This is a genomic window from Citrobacter enshiensis (assembly GCF_029338175.1).
GTDB lineage: Bacteria > Pseudomonadota > Gammaproteobacteria > Enterobacterales > Enterobacteriaceae > Citrobacter_D > Citrobacter_D enshiensis.
Genome location: NZ_CP119862.1, coordinates 2,284,183 through 2,302,775 on the forward strand (window position 1 = coordinate 2,284,183; position 18,593 = coordinate 2,302,775).

Genomic DNA, 18,593 nt, shown 5'->3' on the forward strand with positions numbered 1-18,593 from the left:
TTTTTTATAATTAAATAAAGTTATCTCAGAAACAACTATGGACTTGCAGTCAGGGCATCATTCTATTTTTAGGAACGAAAATGAAACTATCTGTGTTTTTTAAAGTGGGTCTTATTGCATCCGCGTCTATGGGTATGGTGAATGCCGCCCATGCCGTAGGATCATCAAGCGGCACAATTAACTTTGAGGGGAAAATTACCGCATCTACCTGTGAGGCGACAGTAAATGGCGTTTCAAATGACGGGACCGTAACATTGCCGCCGATTGCCATATCTGCGTTCACTGATGCTACCGCCGGGCGTACCCCTTTTACCATTGAGCTGGCGAATTGTGCGCTGACCGACCCCGATACGAAGGTTGGGACGTTTTTTGAACCTGATGGTATTCAGGTGGATTCCGAGACCGGGCATCTGAATAACACCGCTACGACAGGTCCCGCGACCGGTGTCAGTCTGCAATTGGCAAATGGCACTGACGACTCTCCTATTCTTGTCGGCGATGCTGGGCAGACAGGTGTTGCGCAATATGTGACGCCTGACGCCACGAGTAAGACGGGAACCCTTTCTTACTTTGTTGAGTACTACAAAATATCAGGTGGCACCCTTGCTCCTGGCGCGGTACAAAGCAAAGTTGTCTACGACCTGATTTATAAATAATCGACCAAAGAGTGTTATGATAAAATGTTAATTCCTATGATTTTTTCCAGACGTAACGTAAAGATTTTAATAGTAGCGCTATCAGGGATGACGGCATTAAGTTATAGCACTCTTTCTTGTGCTGGTGTTGTGTTAAGCGGAACCCGCGTTATTTATCCCGCAGAACAAAGTGAAGTCACCGTGAACATGAAAAACTCCGGTAAAGCACCCGTGCTGGCACAAAGCTGGATTGATGATGGCAATCAATCCGCAACGCCGGATAAAATCATCTCACCGTTTGTTTTAACGCCGCCCATTAATCGTGTCGATGCTGGAAAGGGGCAAACGTTAAGGATCAGTCTGGTTGATAGTAAGGGGATTCCGACGAATAAAGAATCCGTGTTTTATCTGAACGTACTGGAAATCCCTGCGAAATCAAAAAGTGCCGCTGAGAATAACCATCTTAGTATCGCATTCAGAACCCGGATAAAGCTTTTTTATCGTCCGCAAGGTTTAAGCGGCAGTGCAAGTGACGCGCCAGACTTATTGCAGTGGTCAATCAGTAATGGCGGTGTAAAAGCCACAAACCCTACGCCTTATTATATTACTCTTGGGACGGTGACCTATACCCAAGGGGGAAGTAAACATGTTGAAGATGGAAAAATGATCGCACCTGGAAGCAATGCTGACTTTCATTTTAAAAATATAAGTGCGATCAGTGATATCCACGCGATTACTTTTACGTCAATTAATGACTATGGCGCTGCGGTCAAACATAACCAGGGCAAATAGTCTTAAGCTCTGCCTCTGGTGGAAATATAATGATTATCTTGTTCCCCATTATTTTATTTTTGGCATTAAATATTTTCATTGTGCAATGTTCGGTGGCCGCCACGGGGGATGTGCCGACTCCGCCGGCAGAGGGGCAAGTGGAGTTTGATTCTGACTTTGTGAAACAACCGGCGGGACAGTCCGTAGATTTAGCCCGTTTCTCCAACGGGGCTAACGTGCTGCCGGGGGTTTATAAAATCGCTGTGGCGTTGAATCAACAAACGCTGACAGTGACGGAAGTTGAGTTTAAAGCGGCAGATAACAAAAATGTCATCCCATGCATTCCGCTGAGTGTGTTCAATTTGATTAATTTCAAAAAAGAGCAAATTAACTTCACTCAGTGGGATTCACTGACTGAAAAAACAGAATGTATCAACCTTAAGACGATCATTCCTGAAGCGGAGCTGGATTTTGACAACCAGGCTCAGCAGTTAAACATCTCAATACCGCAAATTTATATCAATAAGCAGCCTCGAGGGTCAGTGCCTGCCTCTATGTGGGATAGCGGTATTCCGGCGATGATGCTGAGCTACAACATGAACGCGTATCAATCTAAAAATAATGGCTACGATTCAAAGTCGCTTTATACCTCCATTAACAGCGGGTTGAATATCGGCTCCTGGTATTTACGCCATAATGGTTCATATAACTGGGCTGATGCGACCGGGGGGCATTACAGCGTCCTGAATACTTACGTTCAGCACGATTTACCGCGCGTTTCCGGCCGTCTGGTAGTGGGGCAGACCAACACCAGCGGTCAGTTGTTCGATACTGTACCGTTAACCGGCGTTCAGGTCGCCAGCGACGAACGTATGCTGCCGGAATCACAGCGTGGTTATGCGCCGGAGATCCGCGGTGTGGCGAAAACCAATGCGAAAGTAACGGTGAAACAGAGCGGGCAGACTATTTATGAAACTACCGTTTCGCCTGGTGCTTTCGTCATCAACGACCTCTATCCCACGGGTTACGGCGGTAACCTGGATGTCACCATTGAGGAAGCCGATGGCTCTCAGAATAATTTTTCGATTCCTTATGCATCGGTGTCTCAGCTCTTGCGTCCTGGCAGTCAGCGTTACAGCCTGAGCTTAGGTAAGCTGCGTAGTGACAGTGTTTCAAGCGACCCGAAATTGCTTGAAGCGACATTTCAACGCGGTTTCTCTAACCTGATCACCGGCTATGCCGGTTTGCAGGCGAATAAAGATTACCAGGCAGTAAAAGTGGGGACCGCACTGGGGTTGCAAATTGGCGCGATCGCTTTTGATGTCACCCAATCGAAGACGCATTTACCGTCGCCTGATGCACAGGATATCTCCGGCCAAAGCTATCAGGTCAGCTACAGCAAGCTGATTGATGAAACCAACAGTAACATTACCCTGGCGGCATACCGCTTTTCGAGCAGCGGTTATATGGATTATATGACCGCCATGGAAAGCATTCAGGCGGTTAAAGATGGCGAAGACAGAAACAGCATCCAGCGCGAAAAAAACCGTTTTACGGTCACGATAAGCCAGGGACTGGCTGACGACTGGGGCCAACTCTATCTCAGTGGTTCTTTACAGGACTATTGGGGACAAGATAATTATGAGCGTCAGTATCAGTTTGGTTACTCGAATCACTATAAACAGCTGAGCTACAGCATCAACGTAAGCCGCAGCCAGGACGCCTGGGGCGAATCGCAGACCAGCTATTATTTGAATCTGTCATTCCCTCTGTGGGAAAGCCACAGCAGCAACTATGCGCCACAGATGAGTCTGAGCTACAACCAGGACTCTAATGGTCGTTCGGGTGAGCAGGCGATGATTTCAGGGAGCGCGGGAGAGGATAACCAATTGTCCTGGAACGCCAGCGGTATGCATGACAGTGAGGCAGGGACGTCCGCGAGCTTTGGTGGCTCGTATCGGGGCAGTGTGGCACAGATGTCCGGCAGTTACAGCCAGGGGCCGGACTATCACAGCACGTCTCTGAGCATGTCCGGGGCGATGGTTGCCCATTCCGGCGGTCTTACGCTCTCGCCATATAACAGCGACACCTTCACGCTGGTGGAAGCGAAAGGCGCGGAAGGGGCGACGGTGCCGTCATATCCGGGGATTAAGATCGATAGATTTGGTTATGCGTTGTTACCGGCTTCAAGTCCGTATCAGTTGAACGATGTGTCGATCGATCCGAAAGGCACGTCCCGCAATGTCGAGTTGGACAATACGTCGCAAAAAGTGGTCCCTCGTTATGGCGCTGTCGTGAAAGTGAAATTCAATACTGAGAAGGGCACGCCGATTTTAATTACCTCGTCTTACTCAGGTAACGCGCTGCCGTTTGGCGCCGAGGTGTATGACGAAAAAGACCATAGCGTCGGCACGGTTGCGCAGGGGAGCACGATCTATGCCCGTGTCGCGGAGCCGAAAGGGACGTTGAAGGTGAAATGGGGTGAGGATGGCACATCACAATGTTCTGTTAGCTATATGCTTGCGCCCGGAATTGAAAACGACACTAAGCAAACGGCTATTCAGCGGTTTAGTAATGAGTGTCGTTAACCGGAAATTCAACATTGGTTTGATGTCAGGTTATTATGAATAAGATTAATTACGCTTTTATACTTTTCTTCCTGCTCTACGGCGGGCCTGTTTCAGCATGTTATTATTACAAAGACTATAACCCTAAGGCTGCGACGACGTTAAATATTGACATGGGGCCTATTTCTATGGCGAGCGATGCCGTTGGTGGGGTGATCGCCACAAAAGAAGGCCCGATGACTGATTTTGGCGGGGCTCCCGCTGGGTTTTCTTGCGGCACCGATGGCGCCTCTACACCTGCATCCGCCAATATGGGGATAAGTGGAGATGGAACCGGCACGGCTAATGCCACTTATAACACCAATATTCCGGGTATTGGTGTGAGGATTTACTATTATACCCTCCAGCCGTATGGTTCTGAACCTTCGTCTCCGAAACAAATTGCGACTGTAATACCTGTAACTATTAAAACACCCTATTACACGATGTATCGAAATACAAATGCAGCATTAAAGATTGAGTTAGTGAAAACAGGAACTGTTGATCAAGTGCAAGGAGGACGATTAACCTTTAGCAGAAAGAAATTAATGGGGGTCGACAATAATGCAGGTTATGATGGCGGTGCCTTGGATTTGGTTGATTTAAATTTGACCGCGACTATTACCGCCAACACCTGCGATGTCGACGCAACATCACCTACACGAGTTGACCTGGAACCCGCGGATGCCAATACCTTACCGCGCAAAGGGGCGACAACCGGGGATACTCCGTTTGAAATTCGGCTAAAATGTACAGGTAAAACAGACGTCAATTTATTGCTTGATGGACAAGAAGATACCGATGTTACCGGCCAGGGTGTGTTGGCTATTAAAAAAACGGCAGAATCAGCAAAAGGGATTGGTCTTCAGGTTCTGTATAATGATCTGCCTGTTGAGTTGGAAAAAGAATTCTCTACTGGCATGTCTGCAGAAGGCACCTTTACTATTCCTTTGACAGCGAGATATTACCGAACTACAGAAATACCGGTGAAGGCTGGTGATGTTTCCGCTACGGTGGTTTATAACCTGACCTACAAATAGTCCGTAGATTGCCACATCAATCGATTTTTACTTCATCCTGAAATGAGGTAAGACTCGGTAGCGCTTGTCTCTGCCGCTTCTGCTTCACGCCGTTGCCGTATCTATCGTTTTCGCACAATACTTTTCCGCATTACATCCTCTCCGAAGTCAGTATCAGAAGCAGTATTTTTAGGTGTAAAATTGGACCGCTATGGTTACTGGTCAGAACAAAAAACAATATAATATTTTTATAAAGCTCTCATGGAATGGCTATGGATCGAATATAATTCAGTGGTGTTTCAAATATCATTGTGATATTTGGTCGGCATGGTTGCGCAGGCGAGCACTAACTATACTCTTGTCGCGAAGCCGAAAGGGTACTGAAAGTGAAATGGGGTGAGGATGGCGCATCACAATGTTCTGTTAGTTATATGCTTGCGCCCGGAATTGAAGACGATTCTCAGCAAACGGCTATTCAGCGGTTTAGTAATGAATGTCGTTAGTCACAAATTATTAATTAAACGTTTCTCTTTTATTCACGGTTTGGTAATGCCTCCAATTAGTAGAACATGTATTTTTTAATAAAGGCCCCGATAACTTTTTCGTGGAGTTTGATGGAGCGTGAGAAACAGATTGTTTTACGGGTGAGGCATTTTATTCGGGTGCGTAGCGTCAGATTGTTTCGTTCAATGCGCTGAGTGAAGATTTTACCGGTCAGATGCTTATCTTTCAGCACTCTTGCGGTATCCCGAATGCCAGCGCCATTGAAAGCCATTTCGGTAATGTGCTCGTTTTCTGGCTTCATAAGTATAGGTGAGCAGAAATACTCGATGGCACTCACGGCATCGAAACCGGTCACGACCTTTAGGGTTCTGTCCATGACGGTAAACCAGCGCTGACTGACAACGGGGACAATGAACGGTGATGGTTGCCACAGAAGCACTTTAAAAAACCGTATTATTCATGACAATTCAACTAATTGGAAGCGTTACTCAAGTTTTGTCTATTTTTACACCCGTCATAAATATGCGCATAGCATAATAGATATTATAATCCCCCCAGTTCAAACCGTGACAGATTCAAACACTTACCCCCTACTAACAATATCTTAATAGCGAGATTATGAAAGCAAAAAATATTATTTTCATACTGATCAGCATCTTTATTTCACTGTTGACACTCACCGGCTCAGCGCATGCCAGTTGTTCAGGTACCACCGGGATTATGAATATTGACATCGGCACCATCACTATTCTAGGTGATGCGGATAACAGCACCAGCATTGAATATAAAGATTTACTTGGAACCAAGGCTGATGTTGAGACCGCAGCAGCGATATCCTGCTCGGGTTATTTTACTTACGTAGGGAAAATAACCAATCCCGTACCGGGCACCAACGATCTTGAAAAAGCGCTGTTATCGGATGGTTCCTGGAGTGGTCTTGGTTTTAAATTTTATACCAGAGCCTATAACGGCTGGTATAATTCATTGCACAATGCCTCGCCTCCGGTCACGATTGCCGCCTCATGGAATAAATTCTGTATGCAATCTGAATGCTGGAACCCACAAAGTCACGAAGGCATTATTATGATAGGTGCCCTTAGTGTATACGGCGGCGGTGTCCCGGCAATGCCTGGTATCATTAATACAACCGTTACACCTTTCACTACGGATGGCTATCCCGCCATCACCTACCATATTACCGGTACCGTTGTTGTCCCCAGCTGTAATGTAGATGCTGCCACGCCTTCACGTGTTTTGCTCAAACCGGTCAATGCCAACGACCTCTCCCATAAGGGAAGTACGGCTGAGGATACGCCGTTTGAGATTTCACTGAAGTGCAATAGTAACGTCTCTGTCAATTTGCTGCTTGATGGCACCGAGGACAGTGACGCACAGGATGATGGTGTGCTGGCTTTAAATGGCAACTCAACGGCCTCGGGGGTTGGTGTCCAGCTGTTGGTCAATAATAACCCGGCGAAACTGAATGAAACCTTTAAGGTAGGCGATGCCGTTGCAGGAAATACCGCCATAGCCATGACGGCTCGTTATTACCGAACCAGCAACGCGGCAGTTAAAGCGGGCTCCGTTTCTGCCACCGTGGTTTATAATGTAACGTATAAATAATAATTTCGCCGGAAGTGAAACATTATTTTTCAGATGATGGTTTCCGTATATAAAATCTGTGATGACGTATAATTTAACCTATAAATAAAAACATTATGTGTCGTCACGGGGTTAAGAAAAGGCAGAATAATTTCTGCCTTTTCTATTTACCGATCCTTTCGCCACGCATCCGCTGTCAATGCTTCACCAAAATGCCCGGCAATCAGCCGTTTGGTCAGCTCATGCAACGGCGAGGCGAGCACGTCAGAGGTGCTGCCGCGCTCGACGACTTCGCCCTGGTGCATAACTAAAACCTGATCGCTGATATGTTTCATCATTCCGATATGCTGGGTGACATAAATATAAGAGATACCCTGTTTCTCTTGTAATTCCAGCATCAGATTAATGAGCTGCGAACGCATCGACATATCCAGCGATGCCAGCGCTTCGTCTGCGATGATCACCTTCGGGCGCAAAATCAGCGCACGGGCCAACCCCAGACGCTGTTTTTGCCCTGGCGCCAGCATGTGCGGATAATAACTGACGTGATCGGGCAGCAAACCGACCATCCGCATGGTTTCCACAATCTGCTTCCGGCGCTGTTCAGGCTCGAGGTCAGTGTTCAGGCGCAGTGGAAAATCGAGGATCTGCGAGATACGCTGGCGCGGATTGAGCGACGTCGACGGGTCCTGAAAAATCATTCGAATACACTGGCTACGAAACGAATAATCGCCGTAGTGCAGTGGATGATCGTCAATCAGCACTTCGCCGCTGGTCGGTTCGATCATGCCCGCCAGCATTTTCGCCAGCGTCGATTTACCGGAACCATTCTCGCCAATAATGGCGAGGGTTTGCTTTTCGCGGAGGGTAAAACTCAGCGGTTTTACCGCCTCAACGGTCTGACGGCGAAACCAGCCTGTACGATAGCGAAAGGTTTTGCTCAGATTGCGTACTTCAAGCAGCGTTTCCACCATGTCACTCTTTCTCCATGTTCAGCGGGAAATGACAGGCGTAGAGATGATTCTTTACCCCGGTCAGGCGCGGGGTTTCAATACATTCTCGTTGAGCATACGGGCAGCGAGGCCCCAGACGACAACCTATCGGTAATTGTTCAAGCAAGGGGATCGCCCCAGGCATCGTATTCAGGCGGCTTTTATGCGGCATAGCGCTGCCAAAGTCGGGGATAGCGCGGATCAACGCCTGGGTATACGGATGGTGCGGGGTCGTCACCAAATCTTTGCTGAGCGCGGTTTCCACCGTTTGCCCGCAGTACATCACGTTGATTTTGTCTGCCCACTGACTCAACATCTGCAGGTCGTGGCTGATCAGCAAAATCGTGGTGTTGCTGTTCTGATTCAAACGGGTCAGCAGACGAAAAATTTGCGCCTGAGTAGTGGGCTCCATCGCGTTCGTCGGTTCGTCGGCAATCAACAAACGCGGCTGGTTAGCCAGCGCGATGGCGATCATCACTTTCTGGCACTCACCATCGGTCAGCTCATAGGGAAAACTGCGCATCGCATCTTTGTGATCTTTAATGCCGACACGGTGCAACAGTTCAATGGCGCGGCGTTTACGCCAGCCAATACGCTGCCACCAGCGGCCTTTGTAGGTCCAGGCCGGAATATTTTGCATCAACTGGCGACCCACACGCTCGGACGGATCAAGACAGGACTGCGGCTCCTGAAAGATCATGGAGACGTTGTGACCGACCAGCTTACGACGCTCACGCGAGGAGAGACGCAGCAGGTCGATGTCATCAAAGCGCATACGGTCGGCGGTGACGCGCCAGTTGTCTTTCGCGACACCGCAAATTGCTTTGGCGATCAAACTTTTTCCCGACCCTGATTCACCCACCAGACCACGGATTTCGCCTTCGTTTAAGGTCATGCTGATCCGATCGACGGCTTTTACCCATCCTTCGTCGGTTCTGAATTCAATGGTGAGGTTACGAATATCCAGTAATGGCATTATTCCACCCCCGCAATAATCGCCCGGCGCAGGCCATCGCCAAGCAGGTTAACCAGCAACACGCTGATCATAATGGCGCCGCCGGGCAGCATCACGGTCCACGGCGCAACATAAATCAGCTCCAGCGCGTCTCCGAGCATGGCTCCCCATTCAGGAGAGGGCAGCTGCGCGCCTAGATCCAGAAAACCCAACGCCGCAATGTCGAGGATCGCCATCGAGAGCGCACGGGTGATTTCGGTGATCAAACCGGCCGTGATGTTGGGCAGAATCGCAAACCAGAGAATATTCAGCGTGGTTGCGCCATCCAGACGGGCGGCGATCACATACTCTTTTTCCAGCTCATCATGCACCATGCTGTAGACAGAACGCACCATACGCGGCAGTAACGCCAGCCAGACCGCAAACATCGCATGGCTTAAATGCGGACCCGCAAACGCCACCACGATAATCGCCAGCAGCAGCGACGGAATAGAGAGCAGCGTATCCAGAATGTGATTGAGCACGGCGGAGCGTAAGCCGTGGGTCGCCCCGGCAACCACCCCAAGCACCAGACCACAAATCGTGGCGGCGAGCGTCACCACGAATGCGCCGCCGACGGTGGGCGCGGCGCCACTCAGCAATCGACTTAAGACGTCGCGCCCCAGATCGTCGGTGCCGAGAAAGAACGACACTTCGCCGTAGCGAGACCAGGAAGGCGGCAAAAGCTGATAGCCGAGGAACTGTTGATCAATACCGTAGGGGGCAAACCAACTGCCAAAAATGCACAATAGCACCAGCCCCGCGCAGCCATACAGGCCGATCATCGCGGTGGTATCGCTATAAAATTTCCGCCAGGCCGTGCGTAGCGTACCCGGTGGGCGTTTTTCGCTGTATACGCTATCGTAGGGCATACCATTCCTTATGTTTCAGCGGGTTAGCCATGGCACCCAAAATATCAGATAACACATTGACGATGATGACCAGGGAGCCAATCACCATCACGCCTGCGGAAATGGCGGCATAATCTTGTTGGCGAATGGCATTGATCAACCAGCGGCCCAGTCCCGGCCAGCTAAAGACCATCTCGGTGATCATCGCCAGCGTCAACATGGTCGAAAATTGCAAACCAAGACGTGGGATCACCGGAGGAAGCGCGTTGTGCAGCACGTGACGGCGCAGAATCGTCAGACGTGATAATCCTCGGGTGGCCGCCGCTTTCACGTAGTTCTGGTCGTACACTTCAATCGTGCTGATCCGCATTAAACGAATCACCTCTGTGGTAGGGGCGACCGCCAGCGTCAGGACCGGTAATACCATGTGGCGCAATGCGCTCATCACCATCTCGTCACGCCAGGGTGAGTCAGAAATCCACGCATCGATAATGGCGAATCCAGTGACGGGTTTGACTTCATAAAGCAGATCGAAGCGGCCAGACACCGGCAGCCAGCCGAGCGTCAGCGAAAAGAACAACGTCAGCAGCAGCGCCAGCCAAAACACGGGAATAGAAAATCCCAGCAGGGCGAGGGCGCTGATAAAGCGATCGGGCCATTTATTGCGCGTCACGCCAGCCACCATTCCGATCGGGATGCCGACCATCAGGGCAAAGCCGAAGGCGAGAATGCACAGCTCCATGGTGGCGGGAAACACCTCTTTAAGCTGCTCAGAGATTAGCTGACCATTAATGCTGGAGACGCCGAAATCCCAGTGGATCAGGCCATTGAACCAGAATACCCAGGCATTCCACAACGAGGCACCCTGAAGCGGCGCGTGCGGCGTAAAGTAACTCAGACTGAAGCCGATAAAGGTCAGGAAAAAGAGTGTGACCAGCAACAGCAAAAAACGGCGCAGGGTGAAGATAATCATGGTTTTTTCACCTCTTTGGCTTTTTCCCGCGAGACACCCGCAAAGGAGGCGTTACCAAACGGACTGAGCACCAACCCTTTGATGTCATAACGATACGCCTGCAGACGCAACGATGACGCCAGCGGCAGGATCGGCAATTCGGTCGCCAGGATATTTTGCGCTTCATCATACGCGTCAATACGCGAGGCAAGCTGCTGAGAAGAAAGCGCTTTACGCAGAACGCTGTCAAACTCGGGATTACACCAGTGGGCGAAGTTCGTTTGCGAGTTAATGGCGGCGCAACTCAACAGCGGACGGAAAAAACTGTCCGGATCGTTACTGTCCGTTGCCCAACCGGACAACGTCAAATCATGGTTCATGTCCATCAACCGCGCCTCCTGGAAACGCCCCTCTACCGGGACAATCACCACTTTTACACCCACCTGCGCCATATCCGCCTGGATCAGTTCAGCCGTTTTCAGCGGGCTTGGGTTCCATGCCTGAGAACTGGTTGGCACCCACAACTTCAGCGTTAAATTTTCCAGCCCCAGCGCTTTTAACTGCTCGCGGGATTTAGCGGGATTGTATTCTGTAATTTTAGCCTCGTTGTCATAGGCCCACGAGGCGCGCGGTAAAATAGAGGCGGCTGTTTCCGCCGTGCCGTAGTAGATCGACTGCATCAGACGCTGGTTATTGATGGCCAGCGCCAGCGCATGCCGCACTGCGGGGTTATTCAGCGGGGGTTTATTGGTATTAAACGCCAGATAGGCGATGTTCATTCCCGGGCGTAGCGTGAGTCGCAGGCGAGGATCGTCGCGTAAAATCGTTAACTGGCTGGCGGCAGGCCAGGCCAACACGTCGCACTCGCCGGTCAGCAGTTTAGACAACCGTCCGGTACCGCCAGATCCTAAATCGACGACGACCTGAGGCATCAGCGGCGTACCCCGCCAGAATTCGCCATGTCGTTGTAGACGAATGTATTGTCCTGAACGGTATTCAGAAAGCTGGAAAGGACCGGTACCGACAGGCTGACGGTCCAGTAATTCCTGGTGATCCTGTTTGGCCAGGTTCGCCGCATATTCTGCAGACATCACCGAGGCGTAATGCGTCGCCAGATGCCATAAGAATGATGCATCGGGCTGCGTCAGACGAAACTCGACGGTGTAATTATCCAGTTTACGCACGCTTTGGACGTTATCGGCAAACTGCAGGCTGTCGAAGTAGGGGAAATTTCCGCCATTGACGTAATGCCACGGATGATGACGGTCAAAAATACGCTCGAAGGTGAACACCACGTCATCCGCATTCAGTTTACGGGTGGGGGTAAACCAGGCCGTTTTTTGAAACGGAACGTCGCGGCGTAAGTTAAAACGGTAGGTTGCTCCGTTGTCGAGCACCTCCCAGCTTTCCGCCAGCTCAGGCATCAGGCGATAGGTATAAGGGTCCACATCCAGCAGCCGGTCGTACAGCTGGGCGGCAAGCGTGTCGACGATCAGACCGCTGCTCGCCTTTTGCGGATTAAAGGTGTTGACCTGCCCGCTGACACAGTAGACAAAGCCGCTCTCGCGAATATCAGCACGCGGGGGCTGTTCAGGCGCAGCTGCTGCTGCCTGACCACTGAGAAGTCCAGCTATCACTACCAGAGACGATAAAACCAGGCGCATAATTTTTAAGGTTTTTAGATTCGATCTACAAAGTGTATCGCACTACGGCCCACCAGGTAAAAATGTCTGCGGGTAACTGGTGCAAATGTCATCAATTCTGGTGAAGGAATCACTAAATCTGATGTTTTTTGAGCAATGCGCGCAGTTGATGGTAGGTCAGACCCAATAATTCAGCGGCGCGTTTCTGATTAAATTTTGCCTGCTGTAGACTGCGTTGCAGTAAATCTTTCTCCTGCTGTTGCTGAAATTCACGTAAATCCACCGGCAGTGCAGGGGAAGCAGCAGGCGCTTCCGTGTTCTCAACGGCAACGGTATGTCGCTTAAACGGATTGAGAATGATCTCGTCGAGCGGGTAATCGCTGGTGCCGTGCCGGTACACCGAACGTTCAACCACATTTTTCAGCTCACGAATATTGCCTGGCCAGCGGTAGTGCAGCAGGGCCTCTTTTGCACGCTCGCTAAATCCGGGGAAAAGCGGCAGACGGATTTCTCGGCACATCTGAATCGCAAAATGTTCAGCCATTAACATGATATCGGTCTGACGTTCACGAAGCGGTGGGAGCTGCACCACATCGAAAGCCAGCCTGTCCAGCAGGTCGGCACGAAACGTCCCTTCATCAACCATCCGGGGCAGATCGGCGTTAGTGGCGCAGACCAGCCGCACATTGACCTGCAGCGGCTGACTGCCGCCTACGCGTTCCAGCTCACCGTATTCGATGACCCGCAGCAGTTTTTCCTGCACCAGCATGGGAGCGGTGGCCAACTCATCGAGAAACAGCGTGCCGCCATCGGCGCGCTCAAAACGGCCTGGATGGCGCTTTTGCGCGCCGGTAAATGCACCCGCTTCATGACCAAATAACTCAGTGTCGAGCAGGTTTTCATTAAGCGCGGCGCAGTTCAGTGAAATAAACGGCCCCTGCCAGCGAGAAGAGAGAAAGTGCAGGCGGTTGGCGATGAGCTCTTTCCCCGTCCCGCGTTCACCAATAATCAGCACCGGTTTATCCAGCGGTGCCAGATGAGAAACCTGCTCCAGCACTTCAATAAAACTGTTGGCTTCACCGAGAAGGTTATCTTTGTATTCTGTCATGATGAAATTCACCACTTGTTAGCGTTATTCACCACTTTAACCTGAATTGCCTCCGAGGTAAAATCATACATATTATTATTAATCAATGATTTAAAAAGTTGGCACGTGAATTGTATTAGAGCTACAGCAGGGCATAGCCCGACATCAGAAAAATTGTGAGGATTGAATTATGGGTATTTTTTCTCGTTTTGCCGACATCGTGAACGCCAACATTAACGCGCTGTTGGAAAAGGCTGAAGATCCGCAGAAACTGGTGCGACTGATGATTCAGGAAATGGAAGACACCCTGGTTGAAGTTCGTTCCAACTCTGCGCGGGCGCTGGCGGAAAAGAAACAGTTGTCCCGTCGCATTGAGCAGGCTGTTGCTCAACAGACAGAGTGGCAGGAGAAAGCGGAACTGGCGTTGCGCAAAGAGAAAGACGATCTGGCGCGCGCCGCGTTAATTGAAAAGCAGAAACTGACCGATCTGATCGCCACCCTCGAACATGAAGTGACGCTGGTGGATGACACGCTGACGCGTATGAAGAAAGAGATTGGCGAACTGGAGAATAAGCTGAGCGAAACCCGCGCCCGTCAGCAGGCCCTGATGTTACGTCACCAGGCCGCAAGCTCCTCCCGTGATGTGCGCCGTCAACTGGACAGCGGCAAGCTGGACGAAGCCATGGCCCGCTTTGAATCGTTTGAGCGTCGTATTGATCAGATGGAAGCGGAAGCGGAAAGCCATAACTTTGGCAAACAAAGAACGCTGGATCAGCAGTTTGCCGACCTGAAAGCAGATGATGAAATCGGCGAGCAACTGGCGCAGTTGAAAGCCAAAATGAAGCAAGATAATCAATAATAATCGCAGGCGGCGTCTGAGTACGCCGCCGCTCATCACCTGTAAGGAGTACTCATGAGCGCGCTATTTCTGGCCATTCCGTTAACCATTTTTGTGTTGTTTGTGTTGCCGATTTGGTTATGGCTGCATTACAGCAACCGTTCCAGTCGTGGGGAACTGTCGCAAAGTGAGCAGCAACGTCTGGCGCAATTAACCGACGACGCGCAACGGATGCGTGAACGCATTCAGACGCTGGAAGACATTCTTGATGCTGAACATCCGAACTGGAGGGATCGCTAATGGGAGGGATTAATTTGAATAAAAAGCTCTGGCGCATTCCGCAGCAGGGAATGGTGCGTGGCGTCTGCGCCGGGATCGCAAACTACCTTGATGTGCCGGTGAAACTGGTGCGGATCCTGGTGGTGCTGTCGATTTTCTTCGGGCTGGCGTTCTTTACGCTGGTTGCGTATATCATTTTGACGTTTGTGCTTGATCCGCTGCCGGACAACATGACCACTGGCGAGCAATCCCCCTCAAGCGGTGAATTGCTGGATGCCGTCGACAGGGAACTGGCCGCGGGCGAAAAGCGTCTGCGTGAAATGGAGCGCTATGTTACGTCCGACACCTTCACGCTGCGCAGTCGTTTCCGTCAGTTGTAATGAAGAGAACTCATAAGATGAATACACGCTGGCAACGCGCCGGGCAAAAGGTGAAGCCGGGCTTTAAACTCGCAGGGAAACTGGTTCTGCTGACCGCGCTACGCTATGGCCCGGCCGGTGTGGCAGGGTGGGCGATCAAATCCGTCGCACGCCGCCCGCTGAAAATGTTGCTGGCGTTGGCGCTGGAACCCTTACTGAGACGCGCGGCGGCAAAAATCTCCCGGCGCTATGATGGCCGCCATTCCTGATCACAGGGCTGCACATAAAAACAAACAATCCATTCACAATCGACTGGCGAATTTGCGGCAGCTCACAAATACGATTTTTGGGCTGCTGAAATCCTTTTTTTTACCCCCTCTAAACCCCCTTGCTTGATTGACAGCTTATTTTCTGCAAGGTAGTCTCCCTATCCATGGGACCGCTACCACGGAAAATGAAAGTGAACCAAAAAATCAAACATTACCTGACAGAAGTTTACGGAGATACATTTGCATCCCGTCACTATGGTGTGTTGTCTGACCGCATTAAACGATCGCAATCATTAATTAAAAAAACACGTAAACCACACTGGGATGAGAACGATGTGGTTCTCATTACTTATGCCGATCAGTTTCACAGTTCGTCAGCAAAACCGCTTCCAACGTTTAACCAATTTTATCATTACCGGTTAAAAACAATTTTTTCCCATGTTCATTTATTACCTTTTTATCCCTGGTCTTCTGACGACGGTTTTTCCGTTATCGATTATCACCAGGTTGCGAAAGAAACAGGGGAGTGGACAGATATTGCTGAACTGGGTCAAGCTAGCCAATTAATGTTTGATTTTGTCTGCAATCATATGTCGGCGAAAAGTGAATGGTTTAAAAACTATTTACAGCAAACGCCTGGCTTTGAAAATTTCTTTGTTGAAATGGACCCGAATACCGATCTTTCGGCAGTAACACGCCCGCGGGCTTTACCGTTACTGACGCCATTTACCCTGTCGGATAATTCGGTTCGCCATTTATGGACAACGTTTAGCGATGACCAGGTCGATCTTAATTACAGCAACCCGGATGTTCTGCTGGCGATGGTCGATGTTTTGCTGAACTACCTTGAGCAAGGCGCGGATTATGTGCGTTTAGACGCCGTGGGTTTTATGTGGAAGGAGCCTGGCACGTCATGTATTCATCTGGAGAAAACACATACTCTGATCAAACTGTTTCGTGCGATTACGGATGAAGCGGCGCCGGGCACCGCGATGATTACTGAGACCAATGTTCCGCATAAAGACAATATTTCCTATTTCGGTGATGGGCATGATGAAGCCCACATGGTCTATCAGTTCTCGCTGCCACCGCTGGTGCTGCATGCCATAAAGCGCCAGGATGCCTCCGCCCTGTGCCAGTGGGCGCAGTCGTTGGCATTGCCTTCGGAAAAAACGACCTGGTTCAACTTCCTGGCGTCGCACGACGGCATTGGTCTGAACCCGTTACGTGGACTCTTGCCAGAAGAGGAGATCTTAGCGCTGGTCTCTGAGCTGCAGCAAGAGGGCGCACTGGTCAACTGGAAGAACAATCCTGATGGCAGCCGCAGTCCTTATGAAATCAACGTCACGTACATGGATGCGTTGAGTACGCGTGATAGTAGCAACCAGGAACGGCTTGCCCGATTTACGCTGGCGCATGCCATTTTATTAAGTTTTCCAGGTGTACCCGCTATTTATATTCAGAGCATTCTGGGTTCACGTAATGACTATGACGGCGTTGAAAAATTAGGTTACAACCGGGCTATTAACCGTAAAAAATATGATATTGATGAGATTGAAGCGGAATTAAGTTCGACGGAGACGTTACGGTATGACGTTTATCGCGCGCTGTCACGCCTGATTAAATTGAGACGCGAACATTGCGCTTTCCATCCCGACAGCGGTTTTGACATCGGTAATATCACGCCATCTGTAATGCAAATTACCCGTACGGCTGAGAATGGCGAGGTCATTATTGCGCTATTTAATATTAGCGAAAAATGTCAGACGATTTCCGATGATGCAGTGACCGGTTTTGATTTGATTTCTGAAAAAGAAATCAATACGAAAGAATTAACCCTGGATCCATGGCAGGTTATGTGGATTAAAAAATAAAAAGGAGCATCTAATGCTTAAATCAAAAATTGTGCTGTTATCAGCACTGGTTTCCTGCGCCCTGATTTCCGGATGCAAAGAAGATAAAAAAGAAAACGTCTCCATTGAATTTATGCATTCTTCTGTGGAACAGGAACGCCAGGCCGTTATTTCAGCGCTCATTGCTCGCTTTGAAAAAGAAAACCCTGGCATTACGGTTAAACAAGTGCCGGTTGAAGAAGACGCCTATAACACGAAGGTGATTACCCTGGCGAGAAGTGGTTCTTTACCTGAAGTTATTGAGACCAGCCATGACTACGCCAAAGTGATGGATAAAGAACAGCTTATTGACCGCAAGGCGGTGGCGAATGTTATCCAGGCGGTAGGTGAGAACGCGTTTTATGACGGCGTGTTGCGTATTGTTCGTACGGAAGATGGTTCAGGATGGACCGGCGTGCCCGTTAGCGCGTGGATCGGCGGTATCTGGTATCGCAAGGATGTGCTGGCAAAGGCCGGGCTGGCAGAGCCGACAAACTGGCAGCAATTGCTGGTGGTCGCCAAAACGCTCAACGATCCGGCGCACAAAAAATATGGCATTGCGTTGCCAACGGCTGAGAGCGTGCTGACGGAACAGTCCTACTCGCAGTTTGCGCTGTCAAACAAAGCGAACGTCTTTGATTCACACGGGAAAATCACGCTGGATACGCCAGAAATGGCGCAAGCACTGGACTATTACCGTGAGCTGGCGGCGTACACCATGCCCGGCTCCAACGACATTATGGAAGTCAAAGACGCCTTTATGAATGGCACGGCGCCAATGGCGATCTACTCGACGTACATTCTTCCGGCGGTCATTAAAGAGGGCGATCCGCAAAATGTCGGGTTTATGGTGCCAACAGAACAAACGTCGGCGGTGTACGGCATGTTGACCTCTCTGACCCTAACCTCGGGTCAGAAAGAGGAAGAAACCCAGGCGGCAGAGAAGTTTGTCACCTTTATGGAGCAGGCGGACAACATCGCGGATTGGGTCATGATGTCGCCCGGTGCGGCACTCCCGGTGAATAAAGCGGTTGTGAACACCGCAACATGGAAAGACAACAGCGTTATCAAGGCGCTGGGTGAATTGCCGAATCAGCTCATTGCTGAACTGCCGAATATTCAGGTGTTTGGTGCGGTAGGGGATAAAAACTTTACCCGCATGGGTGATGTCACCGGTTCAGGCGTGGTGAGTACGATGGTACACAACGTCACGGTAGGCAAAGCCGATCTCTCGTCAACAATCAAGGAAAGCCAGAAACAACTGGATACCCTTGTTGAGCAGCGTTAATGCGGATGTGGA

17 protein-coding genes and 1 pseudogene are annotated in these 18,593 nt (G+C 50.1%); 11 read left to right on the forward strand and 7 right to left on the reverse strand.

All coding sequences use genetic code 11. The annotated features are described in order from the left end of the window. Positions 1-80: 80 nt before the first annotated feature. The 4 genes from P2W74_RS11215 to P2W74_RS11230 are packed head-to-tail and all read left to right on the forward strand — an operon-like array spanning position 81 to position 5,052. Complete coding sequence (locus P2W74_RS11215; RefSeq protein ID WP_276294987.1) at positions 81-656, forward strand: fimbrial protein; 576 nt, start codon at positions 81-83, stop codon at positions 654-656. Positions 657-680: 24 nt separating this feature from the next. Beyond that, a complete protein-coding gene (locus P2W74_RS11220) occupies positions 681-1,427 on the forward strand; it encodes a fimbrial biogenesis chaperone (protein WP_276294988.1) in 747 nt (248 codons plus the stop codon). A 29-nt stretch (positions 1,428-1,456) separates the two neighbouring features. Continuing rightward, positions 1,457-3,994, forward strand: coding sequence for a fimbria/pilus outer membrane usher protein (locus P2W74_RS11225; protein WP_276294989.1), 2,538 nt, complete (start codon positions 1,457-1,459; stop codon positions 3,992-3,994). 35 nt (positions 3,995-4,029) lie between these two features. Continuing rightward, positions 4,030-5,052, forward strand: coding sequence for a fimbrial protein (locus P2W74_RS11230; protein ID WP_276294990.1), 1,023 nt, complete (start codon positions 4,030-4,032; stop codon positions 5,050-5,052). A 538-nt stretch (positions 5,053-5,590) separates the two neighbouring features. On the opposite strand, the pseudogene P2W74_RS11235 reads toward P2W74_RS11230, so the two are convergent. Further along, positions 5,591-5,966 (reverse strand): annotated as a pseudogene (locus P2W74_RS11235) (IS1 family transposase). A 187-nt stretch (positions 5,967-6,153) separates the two neighbouring features. Here P2W74_RS11235 and P2W74_RS11240 point away from each other — a divergent pair. Continuing rightward, a complete protein-coding gene (locus tag P2W74_RS11240; protein WP_276294991.1) occupies positions 6,154-7,158 on the forward strand; it encodes a fimbrial protein in 1,005 nt (334 codons plus the stop codon). Positions 7,159-7,304: 146 nt separating this feature from the next. On the opposite strand, the gene sapF is transcribed toward P2W74_RS11240, so the two are convergent. From sapF to pspF, 6 genes are all read right to left on the reverse strand, one after another. Continuing rightward, entirely contained in the window at positions 7,305-8,111 is an 807-nt protein-coding gene (gene sapF / locus P2W74_RS11245; protein ID WP_276294992.1) for a peptide ABC transporter ATP-binding protein SapF, read from the reverse strand. A gap of 1 nt (position 8,112) precedes the next feature. Further along, positions 8,113-9,105: a peptide ABC transporter ATP-binding protein SapD gene (gene sapD, locus P2W74_RS11250; protein ID WP_203361048.1), complete on the reverse strand. Its 993-nt coding sequence runs from the start codon at positions 9,103-9,105 to the stop codon at positions 8,113-8,115. Then, positions 9,105-9,995, reverse strand: a complete 891-nt coding sequence (gene sapC, locus P2W74_RS11255) for a peptide ABC transporter permease SapC (protein WP_276294993.1) — start codon at positions 9,993-9,995, stop codon at positions 9,105-9,107. The genes sapD and sapC overlap by 1 nt, the downstream gene beginning before the upstream one ends. Further along, positions 9,982-10,947: a peptide ABC transporter permease SapB gene (gene sapB / locus P2W74_RS11260; protein WP_276294994.1), complete on the reverse strand. Its 966-nt coding sequence runs from the start codon at positions 10,945-10,947 to the stop codon at positions 9,982-9,984. Before sapB ends, sapC begins: the two co-directional genes overlap by 14 nt. Further along, entirely contained in the window at positions 10,944-12,590 is a 1,647-nt protein-coding gene (sapA, locus tag P2W74_RS11265) for an ABC transporter substrate-binding protein SapA (protein WP_276294995.1), read from the reverse strand. The genes sapB and sapA overlap by 4 nt, the downstream gene beginning before the upstream one ends. A 112-nt stretch (positions 12,591-12,702) precedes the next feature. After that, positions 12,703-13,692: a phage shock protein operon transcriptional activator gene (pspF, locus tag P2W74_RS11270; RefSeq protein WP_276294996.1), complete on the reverse strand. Its 990-nt coding sequence runs from the start codon at positions 13,690-13,692 to the stop codon at positions 12,703-12,705. A 154-nt stretch (positions 13,693-13,846) separates the two neighbouring features. Here pspF and pspA point away from each other — a divergent pair, with 154 nt between their 5' ends. From pspA to P2W74_RS11300, 6 genes are all read left to right on the forward strand, one after another. Beyond that, positions 13,847-14,515, forward strand: coding sequence for a phage shock protein PspA (gene pspA / locus P2W74_RS11275; protein WP_203361053.1), 669 nt, complete (start codon positions 13,847-13,849; stop codon positions 14,513-14,515). A 54-nt stretch (positions 14,516-14,569) separates the two neighbouring features. Further along, complete coding sequence (gene pspB / locus P2W74_RS11280; protein ID WP_203361054.1) at positions 14,570-14,794, forward strand: envelope stress response membrane protein PspB; 225 nt, start codon at positions 14,570-14,572, stop codon at positions 14,792-14,794. Beyond that, entirely contained in the window at positions 14,794-15,153 is a 360-nt protein-coding gene (gene pspC, locus P2W74_RS11285; RefSeq protein WP_192612358.1) for an envelope stress response membrane protein PspC, read from the forward strand. Before pspB ends, pspC begins: the two co-directional genes overlap by 1 nt. A 17-nt stretch (positions 15,154-15,170) precedes the next feature. Next, positions 15,171-15,401 carry a phage shock protein PspD gene (gene pspD, locus P2W74_RS11290; RefSeq protein WP_276294997.1) on the forward strand — a complete coding sequence of 77 codons (231 nt, stop codon included), beginning with the start codon at positions 15,171-15,173 and terminating at the stop codon, positions 15,399-15,401. A 164-nt stretch (positions 15,402-15,565) separates the two neighbouring features. Continuing rightward, the gene (locus P2W74_RS11295; protein WP_276294998.1) at positions 15,566-17,275 is read left to right on the forward strand and encodes a sugar phosphorylase; all 1,710 of its coding nucleotides are present in this window, start codon (positions 15,566-15,568) and stop codon (positions 17,273-17,275) included. A gap of 13 nt (positions 17,276-17,288) precedes the next feature. Then, complete coding sequence (locus P2W74_RS11300; protein WP_276294999.1) at positions 17,289-18,581, forward strand: ABC transporter substrate-binding protein; 1,293 nt, start codon at positions 17,289-17,291, stop codon at positions 18,579-18,581. Positions 18,582-18,593: the final 12 nt, after the last annotated feature.

Bases quoted from the DNA above. Each gene is read 5' to 3' on its own strand.
- P2W74_RS11215 (WP_276294987.1), top strand. From the start codon at position 81: ATGAAACTATCTGTGTTTTTTAAAGTGGGTCTTATTGCATCCGCGTCT.
- P2W74_RS11220 (WP_276294988.1), top strand. From the start codon at position 681: ATGTTAATTCCTATGATTTTTTCCAGACGTAACGTAAAGATTTTAATA.
- P2W74_RS11225 (WP_276294989.1), top strand. From the start codon at position 1,457: ATGATTATCTTGTTCCCCATTATTTTATTTTTGGCATTAAATATTTTC.
- P2W74_RS11230 (WP_276294990.1), top strand. From the start codon at position 4,030: ATGAATAAGATTAATTACGCTTTTATACTTTTCTTCCTGCTCTACGGC.
- P2W74_RS11240 (WP_276294991.1), top strand. From the start codon at position 6,154: ATGAAAGCAAAAAATATTATTTTCATACTGATCAGCATCTTTATTTCA.
- sapF (WP_276294992.1), bottom strand. From the start codon at position 8,111: ATGGTGGAAACGCTGCTTGAAGTACGCAATCTGAGCAAAACCTTTCGC.
- sapD (WP_203361048.1), bottom strand. From the start codon at position 9,105: ATGCCATTACTGGATATTCGTAACCTCACCATTGAATTCAGAACCGAC.
- sapC (WP_276294993.1), bottom strand. From the start codon at position 9,995: ATGCCCTACGATAGCGTATACAGCGAAAAACGCCCACCGGGTACGCTA.
- sapB (WP_276294994.1), bottom strand. From the start codon at position 10,947: ATGATTATCTTCACCCTGCGCCGTTTTTTGCTGTTGCTGGTCACACTC.
- sapA (WP_276294995.1), bottom strand. From the start codon at position 12,590: ATGCGCCTGGTTTTATCGTCTCTGGTAGTGATAGCTGGACTTCTCAGT.
- pspA (WP_203361053.1), top strand. From the start codon at position 13,847: ATGGGTATTTTTTCTCGTTTTGCCGACATCGTGAACGCCAACATTAAC.
- pspB (WP_203361054.1), top strand. From the start codon at position 14,570: ATGAGCGCGCTATTTCTGGCCATTCCGTTAACCATTTTTGTGTTGTTT.
- pspC (WP_192612358.1), top strand. From the start codon at position 14,794: ATGGGAGGGATTAATTTGAATAAAAAGCTCTGGCGCATTCCGCAGCAG.
- pspD (WP_276294997.1), top strand. From the start codon at position 15,171: ATGAATACACGCTGGCAACGCGCCGGGCAAAAGGTGAAGCCGGGCTTT.
- P2W74_RS11295 (WP_276294998.1), top strand. From the start codon at position 15,566: ATGGGACCGCTACCACGGAAAATGAAAGTGAACCAAAAAATCAAACAT.
- P2W74_RS11300 (WP_276294999.1), top strand. From the start codon at position 17,289: ATGCTTAAATCAAAAATTGTGCTGTTATCAGCACTGGTTTCCTGCGCC.